The organism is Pseudomonas sp. NFACC45 (genome assembly GCF_900113505.1).
Classification (GTDB): Bacteria; Pseudomonadota; Gammaproteobacteria; order Pseudomonadales; family Pseudomonadaceae; genus Aquipseudomonas; species Aquipseudomonas tehranensis.
In genome coordinates, this window is sequence record NZ_FOPO01000002.1 from 446454 (window position 1) to 471607 (window position 25154).

Sequence of the window (25154 nt, forward strand, 5' to 3'; positions counted from 1 at the left end):
TCAGTTCTCCTCGATATCGGTGGGCAGTGGACGCGGCAGATCATCGCCACTGGAACCGTCGAGCCAATCGACCTTGGACATCTTGCGCACCACGACGAACTCGTCGCGGTTGCAACCGACCGTGCCGTAATAGTTGAAACCGTAGGCCTGTTGCGCGTAGCCACCGATCATGTGAGTGGGCTTGAGCACCACGCGGGTCACCGAGTTATGGTGGCCGCCACGGGTCTTGGTGGTTTCCGAACCTGGCACGTTCACGATCCGTTCCTGAGCGTGATACATCATCACCATGCCTTCCTTGACGCGCTGACTGACCACCGCGCGGGCGGTCAGTGCACCGTTGACGTTGAAGCATTCGATCCAGTCGTTGTCCTCGATACCGGCGCGCTTGGCGTCGATCTCCGAGAGCCAGACGATCGGTCCGCCTCGACTCAAGGTAAGCATCAGCAGGTTGTCGCTGTAGGTGCTGTGGATGCCCCACTTCTGGTGCGGGGTGATCCAGTTCAGGACGATCTCGGTCTCGCCATTGCTGCGCTTGCCCTTCACGCCTTCGATGGTGCGGGTGTTGACCGGCGGCCGATAGCTCATCAGTTGCTCGCCGAACGCCTGCATCCACGGGTGATCCTGGTAGAACTGCTGGCGGCCAGTGATGGTGCGCCATGGAATCGCCTCGTGAACGTTGGTATAGCCGGCGTTGTAGCTGACGTGATCGTCTTCCAGGCCAGACCAGGTCGGGCTGGAAATGATCTTGCGCGGCTGCGCCTGGATGTCGCGGAAACGAATCGCTTCGTGGGCCTTGGACAGCGCCAGATGGCTGTGATCGATACCGGTGAATTTCGACAGGGCCGCCCAGGCCTTGACGGCCACCTGGCCATTGGTTTCCGGGGCCAGGGACAGAATCACCTCGGCCGCGTCAATGGCGCTGTCGATCTTCGGCCGCCCCTGGCTGATACCGGCGTCGACTTCATGGTGATTGAGCTCACCGAGGAATTTCACTTCATCGTCGGTGTTCCAGTTGATGCCCTTGCCGCCGTTGCCGAGTTTTTCCAGCATCGGGCCCAGGGACGTGAACTGCTTGTAGATGTTCGGGTAATCGCGCTCCACCACCTGCAGATTGGGTGCGTTCTTGCCCGGTTGCGGCGCCACGCCGGCGCTTTTCCAGTCGGTGCCGCCAAACGGCTGGGCCAGTTCACCGACGCTGTCATGCATCAACGGCACGGTGACCAGGTCTTTCTCGACACCCAGGTGCCCGACCGACATGGCCGAGAACGCCTTGGCGATGCCCTTGTAGATTTCCCAGTCCGAACGCGATTCCCAGGCCGGATCGATGGCGGCCGACAATGGGTGGATGAACGGGTGCATGTCCGAGGTGTTCATGTCGTCTTTTTCGTACCAGGTCGCGGTCGGCAAGACGATGTCGGAGTACACGCAGGTCGAGGACATGCGGAAGTCCAGGGTGGTCACCAGGTCCAGTTTGCCGATGGCACCGTTGTCGACCCATTCAGCCTCGGTAGGCTTGGATTCGCCGCCAAAGCCGATGTCTTCGTTCATCACGCCGTTCTTGGTGCCCAGCAGGTACTTGAGCATGTACTCGTGGCCTTTGCCCGAGGAGCCCAGCAGGTTGGAACGCCAGATGAACATGTTGCGCGGGAAGTTAACCGGGCTGTCAGGTTGCTCGCAGGCAAACCGCAGGGTGCCGTCCTGCAGCGACTTGACCACGTAATCCTTGGGCTCCAGGCCCGCGGCGGCGGCATCGCGGCAGATGTGCAGCGGGTTGGTGTTGAGTTGTGGCGCGCTGGGCAGCCAGCCAGCCCGTTCGGCGCGAATGTTGTAGTCCAGGGCATGCTCGGGGAACTGCGATTTGTCCGCCAGGGGCGAGAGCACGTCGTGCATGCTCATCTTCTCGTGGCGCCATTGCGAGCTGTGGCCGTAGAAGAAGCTGGTGCCGTTCATCTGCCGGGGCGGACGGTTCCAGTCCAGACCGAAGGCCAGGGGCAACCAGCCGCATTGCGGACGGAGTTTTTCCTGGCCGACATAGTGCGCCCAACCGCCGCCGGTCTGACCGACACACCCACAGAGCATGAGCATGTTGATCAGCCCACGGTAGTTCATGTCCATGTGGTACCAGTGGTTCATCGCCGCGCCGACGATGATCATCGAGCGACCACGGGTCTTGTCGGCGTTGTCAGCGAACTCACGGGCGATCTGGATGGCTTTCTCGCGGCTCACGCCGGTGATCTGCTCCTGCCAGGCCGGGGTGCCGGGCACCGAGGCGTCGTCATAGTCCTTGGCAACGTTGGCGCCACCCAGGCCACGGTCGATGGCCAGGTTGGCCGCCGACAGGTCAAACACCGTGGCGACCTTCGCCACGCTGCCGTCGGCCAGCACCACGTTGTGCACCGGCACTCGGCGGTACTGCACCGCCTCACCGGCCACGTGCTGGAAGTATTCCTGGGCTTCACCGGCAAAATACGGGAAGGCCACTTCAGCGACGTCATCGCCAATCAGGCTGAGCTTGAGGTCGATCTCACGGCCCTCACCGCCTTCACGGGCAAGAATGTTCCATTTGCCCTCCTCGCCCCAGCGATAGCCGATGGAGCCTTGTGGCGAAACCAGTTCACCGCTGGCATCCAGGGCGATGGTTTTCCATTCAGGGTTGTTCTCCTGTCCAAGATTATTGGTCAGGTCGCTGGCGCGCAGGAAGCGATCCGGCTGGTAGCCCGAACCCGGCGCCACGCCGAGCATCGGCTTGAGCATCACCAGAACCGGCAAGTCGGTGTAACGCTTGGCGTACTCGGTGAAGTAGGCGCTGGGCTTGTCCAGGTGAAACTCTTTGAAGATCACATGGTTGAAAGCCTGGGCCAGGGCCGCGTCGGTGCCCTGCTTGGGGTTGAGCCACAGGTCGGTGAGCTTGGCGACTTCCGAATAGTCCGGGGTGATCGCCACGGTCTTGGTGCCCTTGTAGCGCACCTCGGTGAAAAAGTGCGCGTCAGGGGTACGGGTCTGCGGGACGTTGGAGCCCCAGGCAATGATGTAGTTGGAGTTGTACCAGTCGGCCGATTCCGGCACGTCGGTCTGCTCGCCCCAAACCATCGGCGAAGCCGGTGGCAGGTCGCAGTACCAGTCGTAGAAGCTCAGGCACACGCCACCGATCAGCGACAGGTAACGCGAACCGGCGGCATAGCTGACCATCGACATGGCCGGTATCGGCGAGAAGCCGACCACCCGATCCGGGCCGTATTGCTTGACGGTGTAGACGTTGGCCGCGGCGATGATCTCGTTGACTTCTTCCCAGTTGGAACGGATGAAACCGCCCATGCCGCGCTTGCTTTTATACGAGTCGGCCTTGGCCTTGTCCTCGACGATGCTGGCCCAGGCTTCGACCGGCGCCAGGGTCTGCCGGGCGTCGCGCCACAGCTTGAGCAATGGCTTGCGGATCTTCGGGTACTTGAGCCGGTTGGCGCTGTAGATGTACCAGCTATAGCTAGCGCCACGAGGACAGCCGCGCGGCTCGTGGTTGGGCAAGTCGTTACGGGTGCGCGGGTAATCGGTCTGCTGGGTTTCCCAGGTGATCAGGCCGTTCTTGACGTAGATTTTCCACGAGCACGAACCGGTGCAGTTCACCCCGTGGGTGGAACGCACGATCTTGTCGTACTGCCAGCGGGAACGGTAGACGTTCTCCCAGTCGCGGGACTCCTTGCGGGTCTCGCCATGGCCGTCGGAAAACTCGCCTTGCTTACGGTTGAAAAACCGCAGTTGATCCAGTAAATGACTCACAGTGTGTTCCTCTCAGGCTTGCTCCGCGGGGTCTGCGCCCCGCCCACGCAGGTTTAGGTTCGGCTTAGCACGGTGTTGCGGCGCCCTTGCGGGCGTACCACCACCAGGTCACCACGATGCAGCTCAGGTAGAAGCCGACGAACATGTAGAAGGCCATCTCCGGGCCGCCGGTCAGGGCCATCGAAGTGCCGAATGATTTGGGGATGAAGAACGCGCCGAAGGCGCCCATGGCCGAGCTGAAACCCAGCACCGCGGCCGACTCCTTGCCGGCGTTCTTGAGCGCTTGTTCACGCAGTTCGGGTTGTTGGCCGCGGCTGGCTTTTTCATGCAGGGTGCGGAAGATCACCGGGATCATGCGGAACGTGGAACCGTTGCCCACGCCAGTGGTGATGAACAGCAACATGAACATGCCGAGGAAGCCGTAGAAACTACCGCCCTGGCCGTTCTGCGGCAGGAAGTGCATGACGCCGAAGACCATCGCGATCATCAGTACGAAGTTCCACAAGGTGACCTTCGCGCCGCCGAGCTTGTCCGCCAGCCAGCCACCCAGTGGCCGTACCAAGGCACCCACCAGCGGGCCAAGGAAGGCGAACTTCAGGGCGATGACGTCAGGGAACGAGGTTTTGATCAGCAGCGGAAACGCGGCCGAGAAACCAATGAACGAACCGAAAGTCGCCAGGTACAACCAGCACATCAGCCAGTTGTGCTTGCGCTTGAAAATCACTGCCTGCTCGCTGAACGAAGCGCGTGCGCTGGACAGGTCGTTCATGCCGAACCAGGCAATCACGGTTACGGCGAGGATGAACGGCACCCAGATAAAACCGGCGTTCTGCAGCCACAACGAACTGCCGTCGGCCAGCACCTGCGGCTGGCCGCCCATGAAGCCGAAGACGCCGAAGGAAATCACCAGCGGCACGCTGAACTGCATCACCGACACGCCCAGGTTGCCCAGCCCGGCGTTCAGGCCAAGGGCGGTGCCCTGCTGGGACTTGGGATAGAAGAAGCTGATGTTGGACATGCTCGAGGCGAAGTTGCCGCCGCCAAAACCACAGAGCAGCGCGATCAGCACGAACACGCTGTAAGGCGTGGCCGGATCCTGCACGGCAAAGCCCATCCACAGCGCCGGTATCAGCAGCGACGCGGTGCTCAGGGCCGTCCAGCGACGACCGCCGAAGATCGGCACCATGAACGAATAGAAGATGCGCAAGGTCGCGCCCGACAGCCCCGGCAAGGCCGCGAGCCAGAACAACTGGTCGGTAGTGAAGCTGAAGCCGATGGCGTTCAGGCGCACGATCACCGTGCTCCAGACCATCCACACCGCGAAGGCCAACAGCAGCGCCGGGATGGAAATCCACAGGTTACGCCGGGCGGTCTGTTTGCCACTCTTGCCCCAGAACGCGGGGTCTTCCGGGCGCCAGTCATGGATGACCGGGCCCTTTTCAGGCGTTTGCAGAACGGACATGTTCTTCTCCTTGGGCAATGCTGGAAAACGGGGATTGGCTGGCGGGCGGCTGTTTACCCAACAGCGGGCGCTTGCGCACCTCGCTCAGGTACATCCAGATGAGGGAGACCCAGACCACGCCGTACATCAACATGAAGCAGGACGAGCGCACGCCGGTGAGGTCCACCAGGGCGCCGAACATGATCGGCAGCACAAAGCCCCCCAACCCGCCGGCCAGGCCGACGATGCCGGACACCGCGCCCATGTTTTTCGGGTAGTCATTGGCGATGTACTTGAAGACCGAGGCCTTGCCGAACGCGAAGGCAATGCCCATCACGAACAGCAGCACCGTGAACAGCGTGGCGTTGAGGCCGATGTGAAAATCCACCGTGCCGTTGACGGTCTGCACTTGCAGTTGGGTCTGTGGGTACGAGAGCAGGAACAGGCAGATCCAGCTGACCCACAACACCCACCAGGTGACGCTCTGGGCGCCCCAACGGTCGGACATCCAGCCACCGACCGCTCGCAGCACGCCTCCGGGCAGGGAAAAACACGCCGCCAGCAACGCCGCGCTTTGCAGGCTGAAGCCGTATTCCTGCACGTAGTACTTGGTCATCCACAGGGCCAGGGCCACATAGCCGCCGAACACGATCGAGTAGTACTGGCAGTAGCGCCAAACGGCCGGCTCTTTCAGGGTTTTCAATTGCTCGCGCAACGTGGCGCCACCGCTGCCGCTGTGTTCCTTTTTCTCGGTGGTGAGGAACCAGAACAGCAGCGCGGTGATGAACAGAATGGCGCTGAACACCTTCGGCACCAGGTGCCAGGAACCGAATGCGATCAAGGCCGGCGCGAGGAATTTGGTCAATGCGGCGCCAGCGTTACCTGCGCCGAACACACCCATCGCGAAGCCTTGATTCTGTTTGTCGAACCACTTGGCCACATAAGCGATGCCCACCGAGAACGATCCCCCGGCCAGGCCGACGAACAGACCAAGCACCAGGAACTGCCAGAAAGCAGTCGCCAGGGTGATCAGGTACAGCGGCAGCACACAGGAGAGCATCAGCAGGAAGAACACGATGCGCCCGCCGAAGCGGTCGGTCAGCAACCCCAGAGGCAGGCGCACCAGCGAACCGGTGAGCACCGGCGTGGCCGCCAGCAGGCCAAACTGGGTTTCGTTCAGGGCCAGCATTTCCTTGATCGGAACACCGAGCACGGCAAACATCATCCAGACCATGAAGCACACGGTGAAGGCCAGGGTACTCATCCCCAGTACCAGCCCTTGTTGCACTTGCGCTCGCATCTCGGTGCACTCCCCATAAGTTCGATGAGCGCAGCCTAGTGATGCGTACCCTGCTAAAACTTGACTTGGGTCAACGTGCGTCCCGGCGGTACTGACCTATGCTGGCGCCGTCTACCTCTTAGGGGGTAGAGCCTGAAGTTGATAAGAACCTTTATTTATCAAGGCCTTGAACATTTCGGCCGACGCTTTTATCGAAACGGAGCGGCCGACAACTCTTTAGAGGTAGTGCGTCCGGGATCGGCTGCTACCCCCCCAAGTCCAGGGCATCCCCCCATGTTCGGTTTGCAGATTTTCTTCCAGGGCCAGCCTCGATGATGCGCTGGCTGCGCAGTTCCCTGCCCGCTCGCGCCGGGCTGGCGGTGATCCTGATCGCCATCCTGGCCCTGGCCAGCTCCTTGAGCGCCGGTCTGATTGCCTGGTTCAGCCAGGGTGATGCAGCCGCCATCAACACCGCCGGATCCGTGCGCATGGAGACCTATCACCTGAGCTGGAAACTGGCCGCCGGGGCCAGCGACGATGTCCCGGTGATCATCGACAGCCTGCAACGGCGTCTCGAAAGCCCGTCCCTACTCGCCGTGCTGGAAGACGGACCGGCGACCTCCCTGCATCAGAGTTATCAGAGCCTCCTGCAGCGTTGGAACCAGACCTTGCGTCCGGCCATCGAACGCGGCGATTCAGCGTTCTTTCATGCCAGCGCCGGCTCCTTCGTCGAGCAACTGGACCAGTTCGTCACCCTGTTGCAGCGCCAGAGCGAGCACAAACAAGCCTGGCAACAGACGATCCAGGGCATGGCGCTGTTCAGCACCATGATCATCCTGCTGATTGGCCTGTATGAATTGCAGTACGGCGTGGTCACGCCGTTGCAGGAGCTGGTGGACGCCACTCAGCGCTTTCGCCGTGGCGAGTTCCAAGTGCGCGTCAATCATCATTCCGAGGATGAACTGGGCCAGTTGGCGACCAGCTTCAACACCATGGCCGAGACGATCGAGCAATCGCACCGCACTCTGGAGAACCAGGTCCGGCAAAAGACCCTGAACCTGCAACAGGCCAATGCCGCCCTGGAGCTGCTGTATCAGAGCAGCCGCAGCCTGGCCACGCGGCAGGCCAATGCCGAAGGGTTGGATGAACTGATCAGCCGGTTCCAGCAGCGGCTGCCGGGCCTGCGTCTGTCGCTATGCCTGCAAGGCCAGTTGCAGGCGCCGGCCCGGCAACTGCTGTCGCTGCATGGCGCCAACAGCCGCGAGGTCTGCGCCAGCAGCGATTGCGCCACCTGCCAGAAACATCACAGCGCCCGGCCGCAGACGTTCAGCATCAGTAACCAGGGCACGGAGCTGGGTGAGCTCAAGGCGAATTTTGTTGACGGCCATAAGGCCCAACCCTGGGAAACCGCACTGATCCAGGCCCTGGCGAACCTGATCGGCACTTCGCTATCCCTCAAGCGCCAGCGCGAACAGGACCATCGCCTGCTGCTGCTCGATGAGCGCACGATCATTGCCCGCGAGCTACATGATTCCCTGGCCCAAGCCTTGTCGTACATGAAGCTGCAGGTGAGCCGCATGCAAACCCTGATGCGGCGCGGCGAGCCGGTGCAAACCCTTGAGACCGTCACCGCCGAACTGCGCGAAGGCCTGAACAATGCCTACCGCCAGTTGCGTGAACTGCTCACCACGTTCCGCTTGCAGATCCACGACGACGGGTTGGTCCAGGAACTCAAGGACACCGCTGAAGAGTTCTCCCGCCGGGGCGATTTCCAGGTGCATCTGTTCGTCGACACCCTGGCCTTCGAGCTCTCGGCCAGCGAGCAGATCCATATCCTGCAGATCACCCGTGAGGCGCTTTCCAACTGCCTGCGCCATGCCCATGCAGAGAACGCCTGGCTCGAACTTCGCCAGGAAGGCGAAACCGTGCGCTTGTCGGTCGAAGACGATGGCCGGGGCTTCAGTGGCGAAGTGGACCAGCGCGAACACCATGGCCTGAACATCATGAACGAACGAGCCCGCAGCTTGCGTGGCCAACTGCAAATTAACTCCCGAACGCCCCAGGGCACCCGTATCCAGGTGCATTTCCAACCGGAATTCCTGGGCCAACACAGCGAAGGTCTCGCAACATGAACGCCCCCCTGCGTCACACCCTCCTGCTGGTCGACGACCACCCAATGATGCGTCGAGGGATCCGCCAGATGCTTGAACTCGAAAACGACTTGCACATCGTCGGCGAAGCCAGCCACGGCGAAGAAGCCCTGACCCTGATCGAACCGCTCAAACCCGACCTGGTGCTGCTGGACAACAACATGCCGCAAATGAACGGCATCGAAACCCTGCGCCGGCTGCGGGCCATGCATTACACCGGCAAAGTATTGCTGTTCACCGTCTCCGACGCCGAGGACGACATCCGCGACGCCCTGCGCCTCGATGCCAACGGATACCTGCTCAAGGACATGGAGCCGGAGCTGCTGGTGCAGTACATCCGCGACGCCCTCAACGGCGCGCTGGTGATCAGCCCCGGTCTGACCCGCGTCATGGCCCAGGCCTTGCGCTCCCCGCCCCGCCAGGCCGACGTGGAACTGACCGAGCGCGAACGCCAGGTACTCAAGACCATCGCCGGCGGCTGCAGCAACAAAGTCATCGGCCACAAACTGGGCATCACCGAAGGCACGGTCAAGGTTCATGTGAAGAACTTGCTGCACAAACTGGGTTTGCGCTCACGGGTCGAAGCGGCCGTGTGGGCGATGGAGCATTTGCGCGGGGCGGGCTAACTCAATCAACACCTACCCCTGTGGGAGATGGGTGGTGAACACAAGCCCGGGAACACTCGAAAAACTGTGGGAGCGAGCCTGCTCGCGATGACGGCGGCATATTCAACATCCCTGCAAGCTGACCCTCCGCTATCGCGAGCAGGCTCGCTCCCACAGGGTTTGTGTTTGAGCGGGGCGCACCTCCCTCTTCCGAGGTAAGCCTGCCGAGGCATAGGCCGCAAGCGCGTGGGGTTCTACCATGACGGTACGCGGAGGTACGCCATGCTGACTCATCCTTCCATCGTTTTACTGTTGCGTCGTCATCATTTGTTCAGCCAGTTACCGGAACGGGTCTTCGAGGACGTGTGCAATCTGGCCGTGCTCAAACGCCTGGAGTGCAACAGCACGCTCATGCATCAGGGTGACCCGGCCAAGCGGTTTTTCCTGCTGATCAGCGGTCAGATCAAACTGTTCCGGGTCACCGGGGAAGGCCAGGAAAACCTGGTGGAAATCATCCAGCCCGGGCAGACCTTCGCCGAGGCGTTGCTGTTCAGCCAGGCCCGGTGCTACCCGGTCAGTGCGTCGGCACTCAAGGACAGTGTGCTGGTGAGTATCGAAGGCACCCACTACCGCAAGGCCCTGGAAGACCAGCCGAAGGTCTGCCTGGCGATTCTGGCGAGCATGAGTATCCATTTGCACCAGCGCCTCAAGGACATCGACAACCTGACCCTGGCCAGCGCCAGCCGACGGGTCATCAACTTTCTGCTTCAAGAGCGCGATCCGCGCGACGGCCAGGTAGTGCTGCAGGTGTCCAAACGCCTGGTGGCCTCCAAGCTGGGAATCCAGCCAGAGACTTTCTCGCGCATTCTTCATCGCCTGGTGGACGGCGGCCTGATCGCCATGGAGCGGCGCAACATCCGCATCCTGGCCGAGGATGAGCTGGACGCTTACCAGCAATAATGCGCGCAGCCCCAACTCCCTTGTGGCGAGGGGATTTATCCCCGCTGGGGCGCGAAGCGGCCCCTATTCAAACTGTCTGACACAGCGCATTGGGACTGCTTCGCAGTCCAGCGGGGATAAATCCCCTCGCCACAGGTTCAGCCAGACTCACTATCTGCTGTGTCATTTCCAACGATCATCGGTATCAACCGCTCAAACAACGCCTCCCCCTCTTCTTGCGTGCAATCGACCCCGAACCGCTTGCGCCAGCCCAACTGACTCAGAATCACATGCACATCCGCCCTCAAATCATGCTGCTGCAAACACGCCTGGACGCATTGCAGCGGGCAACCGTCCAGCGCGATGATCCGCCGACCCGAGCGGGCTTTGTTGACCAGTGCCGGCACATGCCCGCCGACCCCGACAATGCAGGACATCTCGGCCAACCCGGCGCGGTCCAGACGCAGGGCGACGGTGTTGGCCAGTTGCGCGACGTTGGAGCAACCGGAACAGGAGTACACCAGGGGCAGTGTGCCTGGGGCTTTCATCAGACCGTCGCCAATCCCTTGCCCGCCCGCTCCAGATTGCGCCATAACCACGGCGGCAATACCTCCGGGTCGAGGCTGTCGATCAGGTTCTTCAACGCCAGCCCCAGTTCGGTGTCGCCCTCGATCACCAACCGCCGCCGGAAGAACAACGTATCGGGATCCTCCTGACGACTGGCGAGCAAGAGGAATTCACGCCAGTTGCCGCTGATGGTGACCTGGGCTTCGGCCCGTTCGGCGATGCGCAGTCCATCCTGCGCCAGGGTCAGGTACCAGCACAACTTCAGGTCCGGCACCCGCAGGCACAGCCAGCGCCCACGCAGCACCTCGAAACCGCCATCGCGCAGCGGCTCGGCCAGGCAACGATTGAGCGCCTGTTGCAGCGCCAGGCGCTGCACGACAAACGGCACCTTGCCCACCAGCGGCAGCACCCGGTCAGCGCCTTTGAGCAACCATTTTTTAGGACTCAGCACAGGCCCGCCTCCTCAACTTTCAACATACCGGCATGGCCGTGCCAATAGCCGTTGCAACCGTCCACAAACAGCGGTGGCGCCTCGCCCTGGCGAACCTTGTCAAAGGCCCTGACCACCTCGGCCATGCCCTGGGCGCGCGGGCTCAGGCGCAGGACGTTGGCGCCACTGGCCATCAGCGCGGGGTAATCGGCCAGCAGATTGGTCACCTCACCGGACATCGTCTGAATGCCATTGAGGGTGAACAGTTGCTGGCCCTCCTGACTGCTCAACGCCAGGCCATCGGGATAGTTGATGCAACAGAACTGACAGTCGTCCTTGGGCCGGTTTTCGGCCCGGGCGGTAAAGCAGCGCGCCGAATAAGCCAGGGGCAAGTGGCCGTAGGCAAAGATCTCCACCTCGGGCACCTCGCGGTCCATTTCCCGCACCTGCTCCAACACATCGCCGATCAGCGCCGCCGAGCATTCCACCGGCGGCACCCAGCGAATCATGCCGCTGTCGAGCAATTGCTTCAGGGCGTGGCCGTTGTACAGGTTCAACGCCGGGCCGCCGACGAAGGGCAGCTTGCGTTCGGCGAGCAACTGCACCGCGCCCATGTCATTGGCTTCCACCAGCAATTGACCGTTGTCACACAGGCGTCGCAGCGAGGACAGCTCTGAAGCCGCTTCGATCAGCGTCAGGCTCGACAATACGATCTGCGCCTGGCTGCACGTTTGTAGCTCGCGCGCCAAACCCAGCCATTGATCCAGAGAGAATGCCCGGCGCTTGGAACACACGGTTTCCCCCAGGTAAATCACATCCAGCGGCAAGGCCGACATCTCGGCGTAGAAATTCCCCAGTTGCGCTTTGTCCCAGTAAAACAGGACCGGTCCCAGGCTGAGTTTCATCTGGCCTCCCTCATTGCCATGATCGATGGTATGCGCCCAGGGTGGTCTGGCTGCCTTCCGACAAACCGGCCAATACCTGGCGCCATTCTTCCCGCACCCGGAATCGTTGCGGTGCAGCGCGGTGGGCATCCAGTGCGGCGCGCCAGACCCGGGTCACTTGTTCGACGTAGGCCGGGCTGCGCTGGCGGCCTTCGATCTTCACCGCTTCGACGCCGATGGCCGCCAGCTCCGGCAGCAGGTCCAGGGTGTCGAGGCTGGTGGGTTCTTCCAGGGCATGGAAACGCTTGCCGCCCACCAGGAAGCGGCCCTTGCACAGGGTCGGGTATCCGGCCGGCTCTTCAGGGGTGTAGCGGTCGATCAACACCTCGCTCAAGCGTGCGCTCAGGCCGTCGGCGTCTTCGCTCCAGCGCACTGCCTTGGCCGGCGAGCACACGCCGCACAGGTTCGGTGACTCACCGGTGATGTAGGAGGACAAGTGGCAACGGCCCTCGGCCATGATGCACAGGCTGCCGAAACCGAAGACTTCGATCGGCACCGGGCTGGCCGCTGCGACTTGTCGCACCTGGGCCAGGGACAGTACCCGCGGCAGCACCGCACGCCGAATGCCGTAGCGCTCGGCGTAAAAAGCCAGTGCCGCCGCATGGGTCGCCGAACCTTGTACCGAAAGATGCAGGGCCAATTGCGGATGGCGCTGGCTGGCATAGCCGAGCACGCCGGGGTCGGCAGCGATCAGGGCATCGACGCCCAGATCGGCGGCGCGATCCACCGCGCGCTGCCAGCGCTCCCAGCCCTTGGGTTGCGGGTAGGTGTTGACCGCCACGTAGAGTTTGCGTTGATGCTGGCGGATGTGCGCGACGGCCGCGTCGAACTGCTTGTCGTCCATGTTCAGCCCGGCGAAGTGCCGGGCGTTGGTGTCATCGCGAAAACCGACATAGACGGCATCGGCGCCTTGGCGCACCGCCGCTTTGAGGGCAGGCAGATTCCCTGCCGGGCAAACCAGTTGCATGGGGCATCCTCATGAGAAAACTCGGGGCGCCGCCAGTCTAGTCAGCTCGTGGGCGGCGACCTTGACGACAATCAATTGCCGTCAATGCATCAGGCTCGCGAACGGCAAGTACATCACCTTGTCGTGCAGACGCACTTGCGTCTGGCACTCGACCACGGCCAAACCATCGGCCCAGCATGCGGCAGCCAACATGGCCGAACTTTGCTGGGGATGCAGCTCGACACACAGCGAGCCATCGGCGCTCGGGGCCAGTTTCGCCCGCAGGTACTGGCGCCGCCGATTGGGTTTTGGCCAGTCAAACCCGGCCGGCAACTGCAGCGGGACAGGCAACACTTCATTCATGCCTTGAGCCCGAAACAGGAACGGGCGCAGGACAATCAACGCGGTGATCAGCGCCGCCGATGGGTTACCTGGCAGACCGATCCAGGGTTTGCCGGCCACTTCGCCAAAGGCCAGCGGTTTGCCCGGTTGGATTGCCAGGCGCCACAGGTCAACGCTGCCCAGCGCTTCGATGGCTTGTTTGAGATGATCCTCCTCGCCCACCGAGACTCCGCCGGAGGTCAGCAGCAAGTCGCACTCGGCCGCCGCCAGGCTCAAGGCCTGGCGACTGGCGAGTAGCTTGTCGGGCATGGCGCCGTAGTCATGTACTTGCATGCCCCAACTGCGCAGCAATGCCGCGAGGCTATGGCGATTGCTGTTATAGATCTGCCCCGGTGCCAACGCTTCGCCGGGCTCGCGCAGTTCATCGCCGCTGCTGAGCAGGCCCACCTGCAAGGGCCGATAGACCTCCACCCGGGCAATCCCGGCACCGGCCAGCAGCCCCAACTCCTGAGCCCGCAAGCGCTTGCCGGCACGAAGCAAAAGGTCTCCTTGGCGCATTTCCTCGCCTTCCTTGCGCACATGGTCCCCGTCATGGACCGGTGGCAACCAGACCCGCTCACCTTCTACCTGACAACTTTCCTGGGGCACCACGGTGTCTGCCCCCGGCGGCAGCGGCGCGCCAGTGAAAATCCGTACGGCCTGGCCGGGCTGCAGCGGTTTATTCGATGCCTGCCCGGCGGCAATGCGCCCAACCAGGGTCAGATAACCGCCGGCGGCTGGCAAATCACAGGCCCGCAGGGCATAACCATCCATGGCGCTGTTGTCCCACGCAGGCAAATTCATGGGGCTGTGAATGTCTGTTGCCAGCACCCGGCCCAGGGCCTGGTCCAGCGCCACCCGTTGCACCGGCGGCGGCAGCGGTGCCTGATCCAGCAGGTAGCGGATGGCTTCATCCACCGGCATCAGCGCTCCGCTCTCACAGACGCTACCACACGCGCCGCTGCTCATGAGCGTGTCCCGCAAGGCTCAACGACAACGCCTGGTTGCGGTTTGAGGTGGGGAGTGAAGTTGCACGGGCCGGTGCGGCTGTCCAGTTGGCCGGCCAGGATCTGGTCCCAACCGGTGCGACACGCCCCCGGCGAACCCGGCAGGCAGCACACCAACACGCCGTTGCTCATGCCCGCCAATGCCCGCGATTGCAGGCTAGACATGCCGATCTCCGCCAGCGACACCTGACGGAACAACTCACCGAAACCGTCCACCTGCTTGTCCAGCAGCGGCAGCACCGCCTGGGGGGTGTTATCGCGAGGGGTGAAACCGGTGCCGCCGGTCATCAGCACCACTTGTACTTGCGGAGCGGCGATCCACTGCGAGACCTGGGCGCGGATCTGGTAGATATCGTCCTTCACCAGCCCGCGGTCGATCAGCACATGCCCGGCGGTTTGCAGCAGATCGGCGAGGGTCTGGCCGGAAGTGTCGGTCTCGAAGCTACGGGTATCGCTGATGGTCAGCACCGCGATGTTCAGCGGTTGAAAGTGTTGTTGCGTCAGATGGGCCATGGTCAGCCGTCCTTAAAAAAAACATGGCCCAGCCTGAACCGCAATCGGCGCCGGGCCTATTCCTCCATGGAGGTACCTCCCTCGGCGCTCCCTGCACAAACAATGATCCCCCCGTAGGAGCTGCCGAGCGTAGCGAGGCTGCGATCTTTCCCCGGCCACTTGAGTCTCAAGCGAAGGATCAAAAGATCGCAGCCTGCGGCAGCTCCTACAGGGGCGTTCAGTCAGGGTGCCAGGCGGCTACGCTGCCAGGTGCCCTCTTGCAGGCGGTAGTCGAGGCGATCGTGCAGACGGTCGGCGCGGCCTTGCCAGAACTCCAGCCGTTCAGGCCTCAGGCAATAGCCGCCCCAGTGTTCGGGACGCGGCACCGGTTGATCGGTGAAACGTTGTTCGGTTTGCGCCAGCAAGGTTTCGAGCGCGGCCCGATCATCCAACACACGGCTCTGCGGCGAGGCCCAGGCGCCAAGGCGGCTGGCCAGGGGGCGGGAAGTGAAATAGGCATCCGACAGCCCGGGGTCGAGTTTGTGAACCTGCCCTTCAACCCGCACCTGCCGTTCCAGCCCTGGCCAGAAAAACGTCATGGCCGCCCACGGATTGATCGCCAGGTCCTGTCCCTTGCCACTGTCGTAGTTGCCGAAGAACGTGAAACCGTCCTTGCCGAACCCCTTGAGCAACAGCACCCGGCAATGGGGCCGCCCCTGCTCGTCGACAGTCGCCAGGGCCATGCTGTTGGCTTCCACGGGTGGGCTTTCGGTGTCGCGGGCTTGTTCCATCCATAGCCCGAACAGGACCATCGGGTCGTCCGGGGTCCGGGTTTCATCCAGGCCGTCGAGGGTGTACTGGCGGCGCATTTTGGCCAGGGAAAGGGGCATGAGGGTGATCTCCCGATAGGTTCGGCCCAGTCTGCATCAGGCCACCGAGGGCAACCTTGATCACCATCAATAGGGCGCCGCCCTGTAGGAGCTGCCGAAGGCTGCGGTCCTGTCCCAGGCAAGGGAGTCTCGAGCTAAGAGCAGGTCAAAAGATCGCAGCCTTCGGCAGCTCCTACAGTCAGTGCATGGCTCAGTAGCAGAGTGACCAAAGATTCATTTGAGCCCCAACCGCCGCGCCAGTTTATGCAGGTTGCTCGGGTCGACCTCCAACAACCGCGCCGCCCCCGCCCAGTTCTGCCCGCAACGCTCCAGGGCTTTGAGAATCGCCTGGCGCTGACACGTGTCGACAGCTTCGTTCAAAGGCTGGAACGATACATCGGCGACCTCTGGAGACTGTTCAAGCGTCGCGTGGGCCGTGGATCCGCTGGCATTGACATCCAGATCCAGCACCTGCGGTTCCAGGGTCATGATCAGGCTGCGACTGGCCCCGCGGCTGAGTTGTTTCAACGCCGCGCGACTGATCACGTGTTCCAGCTCCCGCACATTGCCTGGCCAGGTATACGCCAGCAACGCCTGTTCAGCGGCCGGCGACAGGCGCAAGCCGCGCAAGCCCAGGCGCGTGCGGTTCAGCTCCAGGAAATGCCCGGCGAGCATCAGCACATCGTGACCGCGTTCGCGCAGTGGTGGGATCGGCACCGGATAGACCGAGAGCCGGTGATACAGGTCGGCGCGAAACAGCCCGTCGCGAATGCTGTCGGGCAGGTGGCGGTTGGTGGCGGCGATGATCCGCACATCGACATGCAGCGGCTTGTCAGCACCCAGGCGCTGGATCTCACCGTTTTGCAGAGTGCGCAGCAGCTTGGCCTGCACACTTAACGGCAACTCGCCCACCTCGTCGAGAAACAGCGTACCTCCATTGGCCGCGTCGAAGCGCCCGGCGCGGTCGGTCGTCGCCCCGGAAAATGCCCCTTTGACGTGGCCGAACAGTTCACTTTCGGCCAGGGATTCGGGCAATGCCGCGCAATTGACCTGCACCAGCGGCTTGTGGCTGCGCCGGGACAGGCGATGCAAACGACGGGCAAACAACTCCTTGCCGACACCGGTTTCTCCCAGCAACAGCACCGGCAATTCGGAGTCGGCCAATACGTCCAGCTCGTTGAGCAGTTGATCCAGCACCTCGCTGCGCCCAAGGATCTCGCCCTCTTCGGCCGGCAGCCGGACATCCGGCAGATCACTGCGCGAGGCCCGCAGGCTGCGATTTTCCTGTTCGAGTCGGGTCACCCGCACCGCCGCTTCGATCTGCAAGGTGCAGCGTTTGAGTTCCTCCCGTGCGCGGCTGTCGAAGGTGCCGGCGTGCAAGGCATCCAGGGTGATCGCGCCCCACAGGCGGCCTTCCACATACAGGCTCACGCCCATGCAGTCGTGCACCGGCAGCGGCTCGCCGACGTGGTTGTCGAGCAAGCCGTCATAAGGGTCCGGCAAACGGCTGTCGGGCTCAAACCAGGTAGGTTCGCGCGACGCCATGATCGCCGCCAGACGTGGGTGTTGGGCAATCACGAACCGCCGGCCCAGCGCCTCATGCACCAGGCCTACGGTGGCGACGGGCCTGAGGCTGTCATCGTCCAGGCGCAACAAGCCTACGGCGCCACTGTTGAAGTATTCGCGCAGGGTCTGTACCAGGCGTTGCAATCGTACGGCATTGGGCAACTCGACGATCAGGTCGGCGGCCAGGCTTTCACGCAGCATGGTAGTGATTACCCTCCAGGGTTCGTTTGACCCCTTGCAGCCAGGGTGAGAATCACCCTGGTAAATATTTATTCGTTAATTTTCAGGCATTTAAATCTGGCACGTCGGCTGCAAAGTTCGCTCATCTGTCCCTGCCGGGATTCCACCCAAGGAAACATGATGAGCCTCGATCTGCTGGAACAAAGCCTCGGCCAATTGGCCTGCGACATTCCCGGTGCCACCCGTACCTTCCATCACTACAACCTCGACTTCTGTTGTGGCGGGCAAAAATCCTTGCGTGAAGCAGCGCTGGGCAAGGGCCTGAACCCACTGCTGATCGCCGACGCCCTGCGCACCTTGCAAGCCGCCGGGGAGCTGGGTCATGACTGGCGCGACGAACCCCAAGCGTTGTTGATCGCCCACATTCTGGAACGCTACCACGCCCGCCACCGCGAACAGCTGCCGGAATTGATCCGTCTGGCCCGCCGCGTCGAGAGGGTCCATGGCGCCCGCGCCAGTTGCCCCGTCGGCCTGGCCGATCACTTGCAGGACATGTATCAGGAGCTCGAAGGCCACATGCTCAAAGAAGAGCAGGTGCTGTTCCCGATGCTGCAACAGGGCCTGGGTGAACGGGCCTTGGCGCCGATCCAGGTGCTGCGCTACGAACACGACCAGCACGGTGAAGCGTTGGAAACCATGCTCGCCCTGACCGACCAGATCACCCCGCCCTCCGACGCCTGCAACACCTGGCGCGCCCTGTATCGCGGGCTGGTGGAGTTACGTGACGACCTGATGCAGCACATCCATCTGGAAAATAATGTGTTGTTCGTCAATGCGATGAAGCCAACTGCTCGCTGAGCCTTAAACATCGCACTTCTCACTGTGGGAGCGAGCCTGCTCGCGAAGCGTCGGATCAGTCGGTATTGAGTTATCTGACCCACCGCAATCGCGAGCAGGCTCGCTCCCACAAAGGCCTTTGGAGCCCACCCTTTTTTGCACACCCTCGGTTCGGTGTTGTTCTCTCCTGCTTCAAAACTGCCAATAGAACATCGCCTTGGCCAACACCACGATCAGCAACATGTGCCCCAGGATACTGCGACGCAGCCAGCAGGCCCGGTTCGGGGTGAGACGGCCGCTCTTGAGCCAGTACGCCAGCCACAGATAGTGCCCGATGATGCTCAGCGCCAGCAGGATTTTCAGGCTCAGCAGCAGGCCGAAGCTGTTGCTCAGCGGTTGACTCAAGGCGCCACGATGCTGCCAGGCCAGCGCGATACCGGCGCTGTAAAGCACCAGCACCACACCGTGCAACACCTGCCGCGAACGCTTGGCGATCGCCGGGTCGGCGGCGTCCTTGACGCCTTGGGCCAAAGGCCTGCGGGCGGCATGCCAGATAAAAACCTCGAAAAACAACGTGCCGATAAAAGCGATAGCCGCCAATAGATGAGTGACTAGCAAAACCCCATACATCATCGATCCCCTCGGCTCATCCCGGATGCCCATCCACCCGGGCCTGCAACAGCATCGGGCCATAACGCCAGGCGTAGAGTCCGAATGCCAGGGTCCAGCACAGCCCCGCCAGCCACAGTGCAGCCAACGGGAACAGCAGCACCAGCAGCACTCGGCTCAGGCACGCCAGGTTCAGCAGGACGAAAGCCAGGGTCATGCCCGCCGGCGGTTCCAGGGCTCGTCCGGTATGGCCCAGGCTGACGCGGGCGATCATCGCCAGGATCAACCCGGCCATGGCGCCGATGGACAAGCTGTGCACCGCCAGGCTCGGGTTCAGCGCGACGCCGAAATGCCACAACGCCATGCCCAGGCAAGCCAGCGCCAGCCAGGCGTAGGCCAGGTGCAGCGACCACAGCAGCGGCACCCGCCACAAGTCCCGATCGTGCCAACGCACCAGTCGCACCCCGTGCCCCACCGCCAGCGCGGCGAACAGCAGGCCGACCCAGAGGCTGGCCGACAGTGCCGGGCCGAAGGCATACAGCAGCGCCACCAACGCTGACCCTGCCAGTAACAGGCGATCGAGCCACGGCCAGGGGGCAACGCCCTCGACCCGGCCGAGACCGCGCTGAGTAAAGAAAGGAATCACCCGCCCGCCGATCAGCCCCATCATCGCCGCCACCAGCCACAGGCCAGTGAGCACGCTTTGGCGCTGCAAGCCCTCGTCATGTTGCACCAGACCGTACACGGATAACGCATCAGCGGCGGCCAACAGCAGCAAGACCAACACAATCGGGTAATTGCGCTTCTGCCGCACGCGCCACAACGTAATGCCCATCAACGCCGCAACCGCCAGGGCGAAACCCAGCTCCAGCGCCGTCAGCAATGGCCACGGCGCATCCACCAGCCAGGCCAGTCGCGCGCCCAGCCATAACAACGCCAGCGCCGCCAGACGTTTGCCGCTGAGCCCCGGAGTACCTGTCCAGGTCTGCACGGCCGTCAACAAGAACCCGGCGATGATCGCCAGGCCGAAGCCGAACAACAGCTCATGACGGTGCCAGGCCAACCAGCCGCCGGCCGGTTGCCAGGCCGACAGCCTTCCCGTGAACGCCGCCAGCCACAACGGTATGGCCAACAACGCAAGCACACACCCGGCCAGGAAAAACGGTCGAAACGCCAGCCGCCACAACGGCAGGATGGCCATGGCCTTGCGACGGTCAAGCACTTGCATACACCACTCCTTTACCTCACCGCAGGACGGGCCTGGCGATAAGGGGTCAACAATCAGGGGTCGAATGATCAGCTATCGGCACTGACGAGCCTTGTCTCAGATCAAGCCAGCCTGCCTCAGCCAGGTACTTGCAAGGGGCTTGCCGAAACCGGTCGAGGATGTAACGCCCCACTCAATAAACCGTCTGCTTATCCCTTGAAAGGGCGAGCCTACTGGCGATGAGGCCGGTCAGCTCGATATCTCCGCTGACTGTCAAGCCGCCATCGCGAGCAGGCTCGCTCCCACAAACAGCCATCAGCCGGGTAAATATGACCCTGTCATGGTGATTATCACCCTAGCGGACCAGGGTCATTTATACCCACTCAACAGTAAGGCCCCACAAATCAACGGTTGCGGGCCTGGCCCGGCTCTTGCTCAAGCAAGGCACAGACTTTTTTTGCCGGGGTTATCCATGAAACACGTCGCGCTGCCGCTTGCCTGGTTCGTCTTGCTCTCTTGCGTCGTGGGGCTGGCCAGCGGCCTGTCCCTGAGCCTCGTCTGAATCCGATCCATCTTCCTGCCCTACAAGGACTCATGCCATGGTGCTCCACCGTGTTCATCACCAGATTCTGCGCAGTCATCACCTGTTCGAGCCGTTGAACGAAGAACAACTCGACGAACTGATGAGTACCAGCCAACTGCTGAATGTCGACAGGGGCGAACCGCTGTTCCGCCAGGGCGAACCGGCGCAGGCGTTTTACTTCGTGATCTCCGGGGCGGTGAAAATCTACCGACTGACGCCAGACGGCCAGGAAAAAGTCTTCGAGGTGATCGGCGAGCGCCAGACCTTCGCAGAAGCCATGATGCTAATGGACACCCCGAACTACGTCGCTTGCGCAGAAGCCGTTGGGCCCACCCAGCTGTATCGCCTGTCCAATGCCACGTACATGCGTCTTTTGCAAAGCAACAGCCGGTTGACCTTTGCCCTGCTCGGCAAGCTCTGTGTGCGCCTGCACCAACGGGTCAACGAGATTGAAACCCTGTCGCTGAAGAACGCCACCCACCGCGTGGTGCGCTACCTGCTGACGCAACTGGTGCGCCTGCAAACCGTGGACAGCCAGTTCGAGCTGCCAATGGCCAAGCAACTGATCGCCGGGCACCTGTCGATCCAGCCGGAAACGTTTTCGCGGATCATCCGCCGGCTGATCGATGAAAAGATCATCACCCAGGACGGTCGCCAGATCGCCATTCTCGACCGCCTGCGCCTGGAACATTTCGAATGAGCGCGCAACCCACCTGCCTGTATTGCCAACACGCCAACCCGACGAGTCAATCCGGATGTCGCCAGTGCGGCATGCCCCTGCCGGCCGAGGCTGCACGGGCCGGCGAGCGCCGCCTGCGGCGCTTCACCTGGTTCTGTGTCGGCCTGACGGTGTTCTGCGTCGTCATGTTTTTCTGGTTACCTCGCAGCATCGCTTGAACCCTCAATCCTGAGTCAATTGCCGGTACAACTGTGGCAAACGCAGCGGCAGCTGTTCCGGTTGACGGATCAAGGTGTAGCCATTGGCGCCGAACATGTACGGCAGGTAATCCCCGGCTTCACGATCGATGGTGATGCAAAACGGCGTCAGCCCCTGGCGCCGGGCCTCCAGCACCGCCTGGCGGGTGTCCTCCACGCCATAGCGCCCTTCATAGAGATCCAGGTCGTTGGGCTTGCCATCGCTCACCAGCAACAACAACTTGCGTCGCCGCTTGCAACCTTCCAGCCGCTGGGTCGCCTGGCGAATGGCGGCGCCCATGCGCGTGTAATAACCGGGCCTGAGGCCCTGGATCCGACCTCGGGTGTGGTCGTCATAACCTTGGTTGAACGCCTTGATCTCGTGCATCCGCACTTGTTGGCGGCGCAGTGAAGAGAATCCGTACAGGGCAAAATCGTCCCCCAGCACTGACAGGGTTTCACCGAACAGCAGCAGGCTGTCGCGGATCACGTCGATCACCCGGTGCTCGTCGTTGAGATGAGCATCGGTGGACATCGACAGATCGGCCAACAGCAGGCAAGCCAGGTCGCGGCGGGTCTGGCGCTGTTCCATGAACAGGCCGCGTTCGCTGCACTGGCCGTGCTGGCGCTCGACGTGAAAGTCCAGCCAGGCTTGCAGGTCCAGCTCCGAGCCCTGGGTTTGCTGGCGCAGCCATTGTCGATCGTTGCGCAGATGCTCGAACTGGCGGCGCAAACGCTGGGCCGAAGCGCGCAGGCGGGCCGGCAGCGGCTGGGGTTCGCAGTCTCGGGGAATGAAGGTCTGCACGCTGACGAAATCGTCCTGCAGGCGTTGCTTACGGTAGTCCCATTCCGGCAACAGGATGCCCGCGCCCAGGGGAATGTCATCCACATCGGCTGGCGGCAGGTCCAGGTGCAACTTCAAACCGCCGCCCTTGCGCAAGCGGGTGCGCGACAGGGTCAATTGATCCAGGTCCTCGGCGACTCGCGCCGCGTCCGGGTCTTCGCTGTCATCCGCCCAGCGATCCAGGTCCACGTGTTCGGTCCAACTGAACAGGTTCTCCAGGCGCACGATCAGCAACCCACCGTCACGGGTGGTGTCATCGATTCGCTCGGCGCGCTTGCGACCGCCCTGCTGCTCACCCGGCGGCGTCGCCAGGTATTGCTCGGACTCTTCGAGGTTGGCCGCCTGGGGATTGCCCAGATGCTGGGGCGGATACAGCCACAGCGGCAGTGGCCAGGCGGCCCGCTCACTGCGCGGAAACTGTTCGACGCTGCCCGGCTCGCGCAAGGCTTGGCACAGTGCGCGCTCCAGGGCAGCTTCGGCCGGGGGCAACGATTGCGGATCGGGGCGCAAGGACAGATGCGCCTCCACCAGTCGCCGATATCGGCTGCGCAGCGCCGGGTAACGTCCCAGCAGCGCTTGCGTCCAGCGCTGGTTGTCCCGCCCCCAATGCGTCATCGGCCCCGCTTGCGCGGCCAGCAACGCCAGCCAGCGGTACAGTTCTTCGTTCAATTTGGCATCGGGAAACGCTGCCAGGCTCGCCGGCAAACGCAGGTTATCGCCATCGCAGCAGGCCAGCGGCACTTGCTTGCAGGTGCCGGCGATCTGCTGCAACAGGTTGCGCCGCAGCAGCAGGTCGCGGTCGCTGACGGCCTCCACACCCAGGTGAGAAGCACCACCGGTGGCGCGCAACAGCACCTGCAAAGCGCGTTGCCGGGGGATCAACTCCACCCGTGCTTCGGGAAAATCCACACTGGCTCGTCGGGTGATGAAACGGTGCCAGACGCTGCCGACCCATTCTTCCAGTTCTAGGGTGAATGCCATGGTTATTCTCCTATCGACCCGTTGCGGTGAGGGAGCTGGTTCGCACTGCGCTTTGTGGCGAGGGAGCTTGCTCCCGCTTGGGTGCGCAGCGCCCATCAAAAAGGGTCTGCTACGCAGCCCAGCGGGAGCAAGCTCCCTCGCCACAACAGCTGCCTCGACACGGCTTCAGTGGTGGCCCGTCAAGAAGGCACCACTGCTGCCGGGGCGCGCAAAGCCGCACGGCCACGTTGGCGGAAGCTGAACAGGTAGCAGAGCAAACCCGCCAGGAACCCGACGCCGCTGACCAGACGCGCCCAGAACAGCGGCTTCAAATGGTCCATCGTCGCCATGAACGGCAAGGCGCTGCCGTCCGCCATCCAGCGTTGCAGCCACACCTGGACGACACCGGCAGCGGTGAGGAACAAGGTGATCATCACCATCGACAGGGTCATCAGCCAGAAGCCCCAGATCTCCAGGCGCTGCGAACGCTCATCCGCCGCTTCACCCAACCCGCGCAGACGCGGCATGGCGTAACTGATCAGGGTCATCACGATCATCGCGTAGGCCCCGTAGAAGGCCAGGTGACCGTGGGCTGCGGTCAGTTGCGAGCCGTGGGTGTAGAAGTTCACCGGAGCCAGGGTGTGCAGGAACCCCCAAACGCCAGCACCGAAGAACGCGGTGACCGTGGTGCCCTTGGCCCACAACGTGGCGGCGCGGTTGGGGTGTTGCCGGCGACGGTTTTTCACCATGCTGAAGGCGAAGATCACCATCGCCAGGAACGGCAGCGGTTCCAGCGCGGAGAAGATCGAGCCGACCCACAACCAGACCTCGGGTGCACCGATCCAGAAGAAGTGGTGACCGGTGCCGATGATCCCGGTAATCAGGGCCATGGCGATGATCACGTAGAGCCACTTCTCGACCACTTCCCGGTCCACGCCAGTGACCTTGATCAGCACAAAGGCGAGCATCGAACCCATGATCAGTTCCCAGACGCCTTCAACCCAAAGATGCACCACCCACCACCAGTAGAACTTGTCACGGACGAGGTTTTCCGGGTTGTAGAAGGAGAACAGGAAGAACACCGCCAGGCCGATCAGGCCGGTCATCATCACCATGCTGACGGTGGTCTTGCGGCCCTTGAGCAGAGTCATGCCGATGTTGTAGAGGAAACCCAGGCAGACCACCACGATGCCCATCTTGGTGATCGTCGGTTGCTCCAGGAACTCACGGCCCATGGTCGGCAGCAAATCGTTGCCGGTGACTTTGGCCAGCGTGGCATAAGGCACTGAGAGGTAGCCCAGGATCGTCAGTACCCCGGCGGCGGCGAACACCCAGAACAGCACGATCGCCAGCTTCGGACTGTGCAGCTCCCGATCAGCTTCCTCGGGTATCAGGTAGTACGCCGCGCCCATGAAGCCAAACAGCAGCCAGACGATCAGCAGGTTGGTGTGGACCATACGGGCCACGTTGAAGGGAATCAGCGGGAACAGGAAGTCGCCGACCACGTATTGCAAGCCCATGATCAAACCGAACAACACTTGCCCCAGGAACAGGATCAAGGCAAACACGAAGTAGGGTTTGGCAACGGCTTGCGAGGCGAATTTCAGATGCGGATTAGCCATGCTCATC

Annotated in this window: 21 protein-coding genes; 6 read left to right on the plus strand and 15 right to left on the minus strand. The window is 62.5% G+C overall.

The window, feature by feature from the left end; genetic code table 11:
- The 3 genes from BM132_RS04870 to BM132_RS04880 form a co-directional block, all read right to left on the minus strand.
- On the minus strand, positions 1-3774 hold the full coding sequence (locus tag BM132_RS04870) for a nitrate reductase subunit alpha (RefSeq protein ID WP_092453688.1): 3774 nt from the start codon (positions 3772-3774) through the stop codon (positions 1-3).
- Positions 3775-3838: 64 nt separating this feature from the next.
- Complete coding sequence (locus tag BM132_RS04875) at positions 3839-5236, minus strand: NarK family nitrate/nitrite MFS transporter (protein ID WP_092453690.1); 1398 nt, start codon at positions 5234-5236, stop codon at positions 3839-3841.
- Entirely contained in the window at positions 5214-6515 is a 1302-nt protein-coding gene (locus BM132_RS04880) for an MFS transporter (RefSeq protein ID WP_092398414.1), read from the minus strand. Before BM132_RS04880 ends, BM132_RS04875 begins: the two co-directional genes overlap by 23 nt.
- Before the next feature lie 311 nt (positions 6516-6826).
- Between BM132_RS04880 and BM132_RS04885 the strand changes: the two genes are divergently transcribed.
- The 3 genes from BM132_RS04885 to BM132_RS04895 all read left to right on the plus strand — a co-directional run bounded on the left by BM132_RS04885 (position 6827) and on the right by BM132_RS04895 (position 10209).
- Positions 6827-8626: a HAMP domain-containing protein gene (locus BM132_RS04885; RefSeq protein ID WP_092453692.1), complete on the plus strand. Its 1800-nt coding sequence runs from the start codon at positions 6827-6829 to the stop codon at positions 8624-8626.
- On the plus strand, positions 8623-9270 hold the full coding sequence (gene narL / locus BM132_RS04890; RefSeq protein ID WP_092453694.1) for a two-component system response regulator NarL: 648 nt from the start codon (positions 8623-8625) through the stop codon (positions 9268-9270). Before BM132_RS04885 ends, narL begins: the two co-directional genes overlap by 4 nt.
- A gap of 261 nt (positions 9271-9531) precedes the next feature.
- Positions 9532-10209, plus strand: a complete 678-nt coding sequence (locus tag BM132_RS04895; RefSeq protein WP_092398420.1) for a Crp/Fnr family transcriptional regulator — start codon at positions 9532-9534, stop codon at positions 10207-10209.
- 137 nt (positions 10210-10346) lie between these two features.
- Here BM132_RS04895 and BM132_RS04900 read toward each other — a convergent pair whose 3' ends face one another.
- From BM132_RS04900 to norR, 8 genes are all read right to left on the minus strand, one after another.
- Positions 10347-10736, minus strand: a complete 390-nt coding sequence (locus BM132_RS04900) for a putative zinc-binding protein (protein ID WP_092453696.1) — start codon at positions 10734-10736, stop codon at positions 10347-10349.
- A complete protein-coding gene (locus tag BM132_RS04905; protein WP_092453698.1) occupies positions 10736-11206 on the minus strand; it encodes a ubiquinone anaerobic biosynthesis accessory factor UbiT in 471 nt (156 codons plus the stop codon). The genes BM132_RS04900 and BM132_RS04905 overlap by 1 nt, the downstream gene beginning before the upstream one ends.
- Positions 11200-12090 carry a U32 family peptidase gene (locus tag BM132_RS04910; protein ID WP_092398426.1) on the minus strand — a complete coding sequence of 297 codons (891 nt, stop codon included), beginning with the start codon at positions 12088-12090 and terminating at the stop codon, positions 11200-11202. The genes BM132_RS04905 and BM132_RS04910 overlap by 7 nt, the downstream gene beginning before the upstream one ends.
- A 10-nt stretch (positions 12091-12100) precedes the next feature.
- Positions 12101-13096, minus strand: coding sequence for a ubiquinone anaerobic biosynthesis protein UbiU (locus BM132_RS04915; protein WP_092398428.1), 996 nt, complete (start codon positions 13094-13096; stop codon positions 12101-12103).
- 81 nt (positions 13097-13177) lie between these two features.
- Positions 13178-14425 (minus strand): molybdopterin molybdotransferase MoeA, encoded by a 1248-nt coding sequence (gene glp, locus BM132_RS04920; RefSeq protein ID WP_092453700.1) that lies wholly within the window; start codon positions 14423-14425, stop codon positions 13178-13180.
- Positions 14422-14976 (minus strand): molybdenum cofactor biosynthesis protein B, encoded by a 555-nt coding sequence (gene moaB / locus BM132_RS04925; RefSeq protein WP_092453702.1) that lies wholly within the window; start codon positions 14974-14976, stop codon positions 14422-14424. The genes glp and moaB overlap by 4 nt, the downstream gene beginning before the upstream one ends.
- A gap of 221 nt (positions 14977-15197) precedes the next feature.
- The gene (pdxH, locus tag BM132_RS04930; RefSeq protein ID WP_092453704.1) at positions 15198-15845 is read right to left on the minus strand and encodes a pyridoxamine 5'-phosphate oxidase; all 648 of its coding nucleotides are present in this window, start codon (positions 15843-15845) and stop codon (positions 15198-15200) included.
- A 213-nt stretch (positions 15846-16058) separates the two neighbouring features.
- Positions 16059-17591, minus strand: a complete 1533-nt coding sequence (norR, locus tag BM132_RS04935) for a nitric oxide reductase transcriptional regulator NorR (RefSeq protein ID WP_092453706.1) — start codon at positions 17589-17591, stop codon at positions 16059-16061.
- Positions 17592-17750: 159 nt separating this feature from the next.
- Between norR and ytfE the strand changes: the two genes are divergently transcribed.
- Complete coding sequence (gene ytfE, locus BM132_RS04940; protein WP_092453708.1) at positions 17751-18428, plus strand: iron-sulfur cluster repair protein YtfE; 678 nt, start codon at positions 17751-17753, stop codon at positions 18426-18428.
- 171 nt (positions 18429-18599) lie between these two features.
- Here ytfE and BM132_RS04945 read toward each other — a convergent pair whose 3' ends face one another.
- Both BM132_RS04945 and BM132_RS04950 read right to left on the minus strand, forming a co-directional pair.
- Positions 18600-19040, minus strand: a complete 441-nt coding sequence (locus BM132_RS04945) for a hypothetical protein (RefSeq protein ID WP_092453710.1) — start codon at positions 19038-19040, stop codon at positions 18600-18602.
- A gap of 13 nt (positions 19041-19053) precedes the next feature.
- Positions 19054-20244 (minus strand): NnrS family protein, encoded by a 1191-nt coding sequence (locus BM132_RS04950; protein WP_092453712.1) that lies wholly within the window; start codon positions 20242-20244, stop codon positions 19054-19056.
- Positions 20245-20822: 578 nt separating this feature from the next.
- On the opposite strand from BM132_RS04950, the gene BM132_RS04960 reads away from it, so the two are divergent.
- Both BM132_RS04960 and BM132_RS04965 read left to right on the plus strand, forming a co-directional pair.
- Positions 20823-21506 carry a Crp/Fnr family transcriptional regulator gene (locus BM132_RS04960; RefSeq protein WP_047225841.1) on the plus strand — a complete coding sequence of 228 codons (684 nt, stop codon included), beginning with the start codon at positions 20823-20825 and terminating at the stop codon, positions 21504-21506.
- Positions 21503-21703 carry a protein DnrP gene (locus tag BM132_RS04965; protein WP_092453717.1) on the plus strand — a complete coding sequence of 67 codons (201 nt, stop codon included), beginning with the start codon at positions 21503-21505 and terminating at the stop codon, positions 21701-21703. Before BM132_RS04960 ends, BM132_RS04965 begins: the two co-directional genes overlap by 4 nt.
- Before the next feature lie 4 nt (positions 21704-21707).
- Here the strand turns inward: BM132_RS04965 and BM132_RS04970 are convergent, their stop codons facing one another.
- Both BM132_RS04970 and BM132_RS04975 read right to left on the minus strand, forming a co-directional pair.
- Positions 21708-23546, minus strand: coding sequence for a nitric oxide reductase activation protein NorD (locus tag BM132_RS04970; protein WP_092453719.1), 1839 nt, complete (start codon positions 23544-23546; stop codon positions 21708-21710).
- Between the two features lie 179 nt (positions 23547-23725).
- Positions 23726-25153: a cbb3-type cytochrome c oxidase subunit I gene (locus tag BM132_RS04975; protein ID WP_092398448.1), complete on the minus strand. Its 1428-nt coding sequence runs from the start codon at positions 25151-25153 to the stop codon at positions 23726-23728.
- Position 25154 lies beyond the last annotated feature (1 nt).

What these genes read in the sequence shown, in the direction of transcription:
- norR (WP_092453706.1), bottom strand. Translation starts at nt 17,591, where the DNA reads ATGCTGCGTGAAAGCCTGGCCGCCGACCTGATCGTCGAGTTGCCCAAT.
- glp (WP_092453700.1), bottom strand. Translation starts at nt 14,425, where the DNA reads ATGAGCAGCGGCGCGTGTGGTAGCGTCTGTGAGAGCGGAGCGCTGATG.
- BM132_RS04970 (WP_092453719.1), bottom strand. Translation starts at nt 23,546, where the DNA reads ATGGCATTCACCCTAGAACTGGAAGAATGGGTCGGCAGCGTCTGGCAC.
- BM132_RS04900 (WP_092453696.1), bottom strand. Translation starts at nt 10,736, where the DNA reads ATGAAAGCCCCAGGCACACTGCCCCTGGTGTACTCCTGTTCCGGTTGC.
- BM132_RS04965 (WP_092453717.1), top strand. Translation starts at nt 21,503, where the DNA reads ATGAGCGCGCAACCCACCTGCCTGTATTGCCAACACGCCAACCCGACG.
- BM132_RS04885 (WP_092453692.1), top strand. Translation starts at nt 6,827, where the DNA reads ATGATGCGCTGGCTGCGCAGTTCCCTGCCCGCTCGCGCCGGGCTGGCG.
- BM132_RS04960 (WP_047225841.1), top strand. Translation starts at nt 20,823, where the DNA reads ATGGTGCTCCACCGTGTTCATCACCAGATTCTGCGCAGTCATCACCTG.
- BM132_RS04875 (WP_092453690.1), bottom strand. Translation starts at nt 5,236, where the DNA reads ATGTCCGTTCTGCAAACGCCTGAAAAGGGCCCGGTCATCCATGACTGG.
- narL (WP_092453694.1), top strand. Translation starts at nt 8,623, where the DNA reads ATGAACGCCCCCCTGCGTCACACCCTCCTGCTGGTCGACGACCACCCA.
- BM132_RS04915 (WP_092398428.1), bottom strand. Translation starts at nt 13,096, where the DNA reads ATGCAACTGGTTTGCCCGGCAGGGAATCTGCCTGCCCTCAAAGCGGCG.
- BM132_RS04950 (WP_092453712.1), bottom strand. Translation starts at nt 20,244, where the DNA reads ATGCAAGTGCTTGACCGTCGCAAGGCCATGGCCATCCTGCCGTTGTGG.
- BM132_RS04945 (WP_092453710.1), bottom strand. Translation starts at nt 19,040, where the DNA reads ATGATGTATGGGGTTTTGCTAGTCACTCATCTATTGGCGGCTATCGCT.
- pdxH (WP_092453704.1), bottom strand. Translation starts at nt 15,845, where the DNA reads ATGCCCCTTTCCCTGGCCAAAATGCGCCGCCAGTACACCCTCGACGGC.
- moaB (WP_092453702.1), bottom strand. Translation starts at nt 14,976, where the DNA reads ATGGCCCATCTGACGCAACAACACTTTCAACCGCTGAACATCGCGGTG.
- ytfE (WP_092453708.1), top strand. Translation starts at nt 17,751, where the DNA reads ATGAGCCTCGATCTGCTGGAACAAAGCCTCGGCCAATTGGCCTGCGAC.
- BM132_RS04880 (WP_092398414.1), bottom strand. Translation starts at nt 6,515, where the DNA reads ATGCGAGCGCAAGTGCAACAAGGGCTGGTACTGGGGATGAGTACCCTG.
- BM132_RS04910 (WP_092398426.1), bottom strand. Translation starts at nt 12,090, where the DNA reads ATGAAACTCAGCCTGGGACCGGTCCTGTTTTACTGGGACAAAGCGCAA.
- BM132_RS04975 (WP_092398448.1), bottom strand. Translation starts at nt 25,153, where the DNA reads ATGAGCATGGCTAATCCGCATCTGAAATTCGCCTCGCAAGCCGTTGCC.
- BM132_RS04895 (WP_092398420.1), top strand. Translation starts at nt 9,532, where the DNA reads ATGCTGACTCATCCTTCCATCGTTTTACTGTTGCGTCGTCATCATTTG.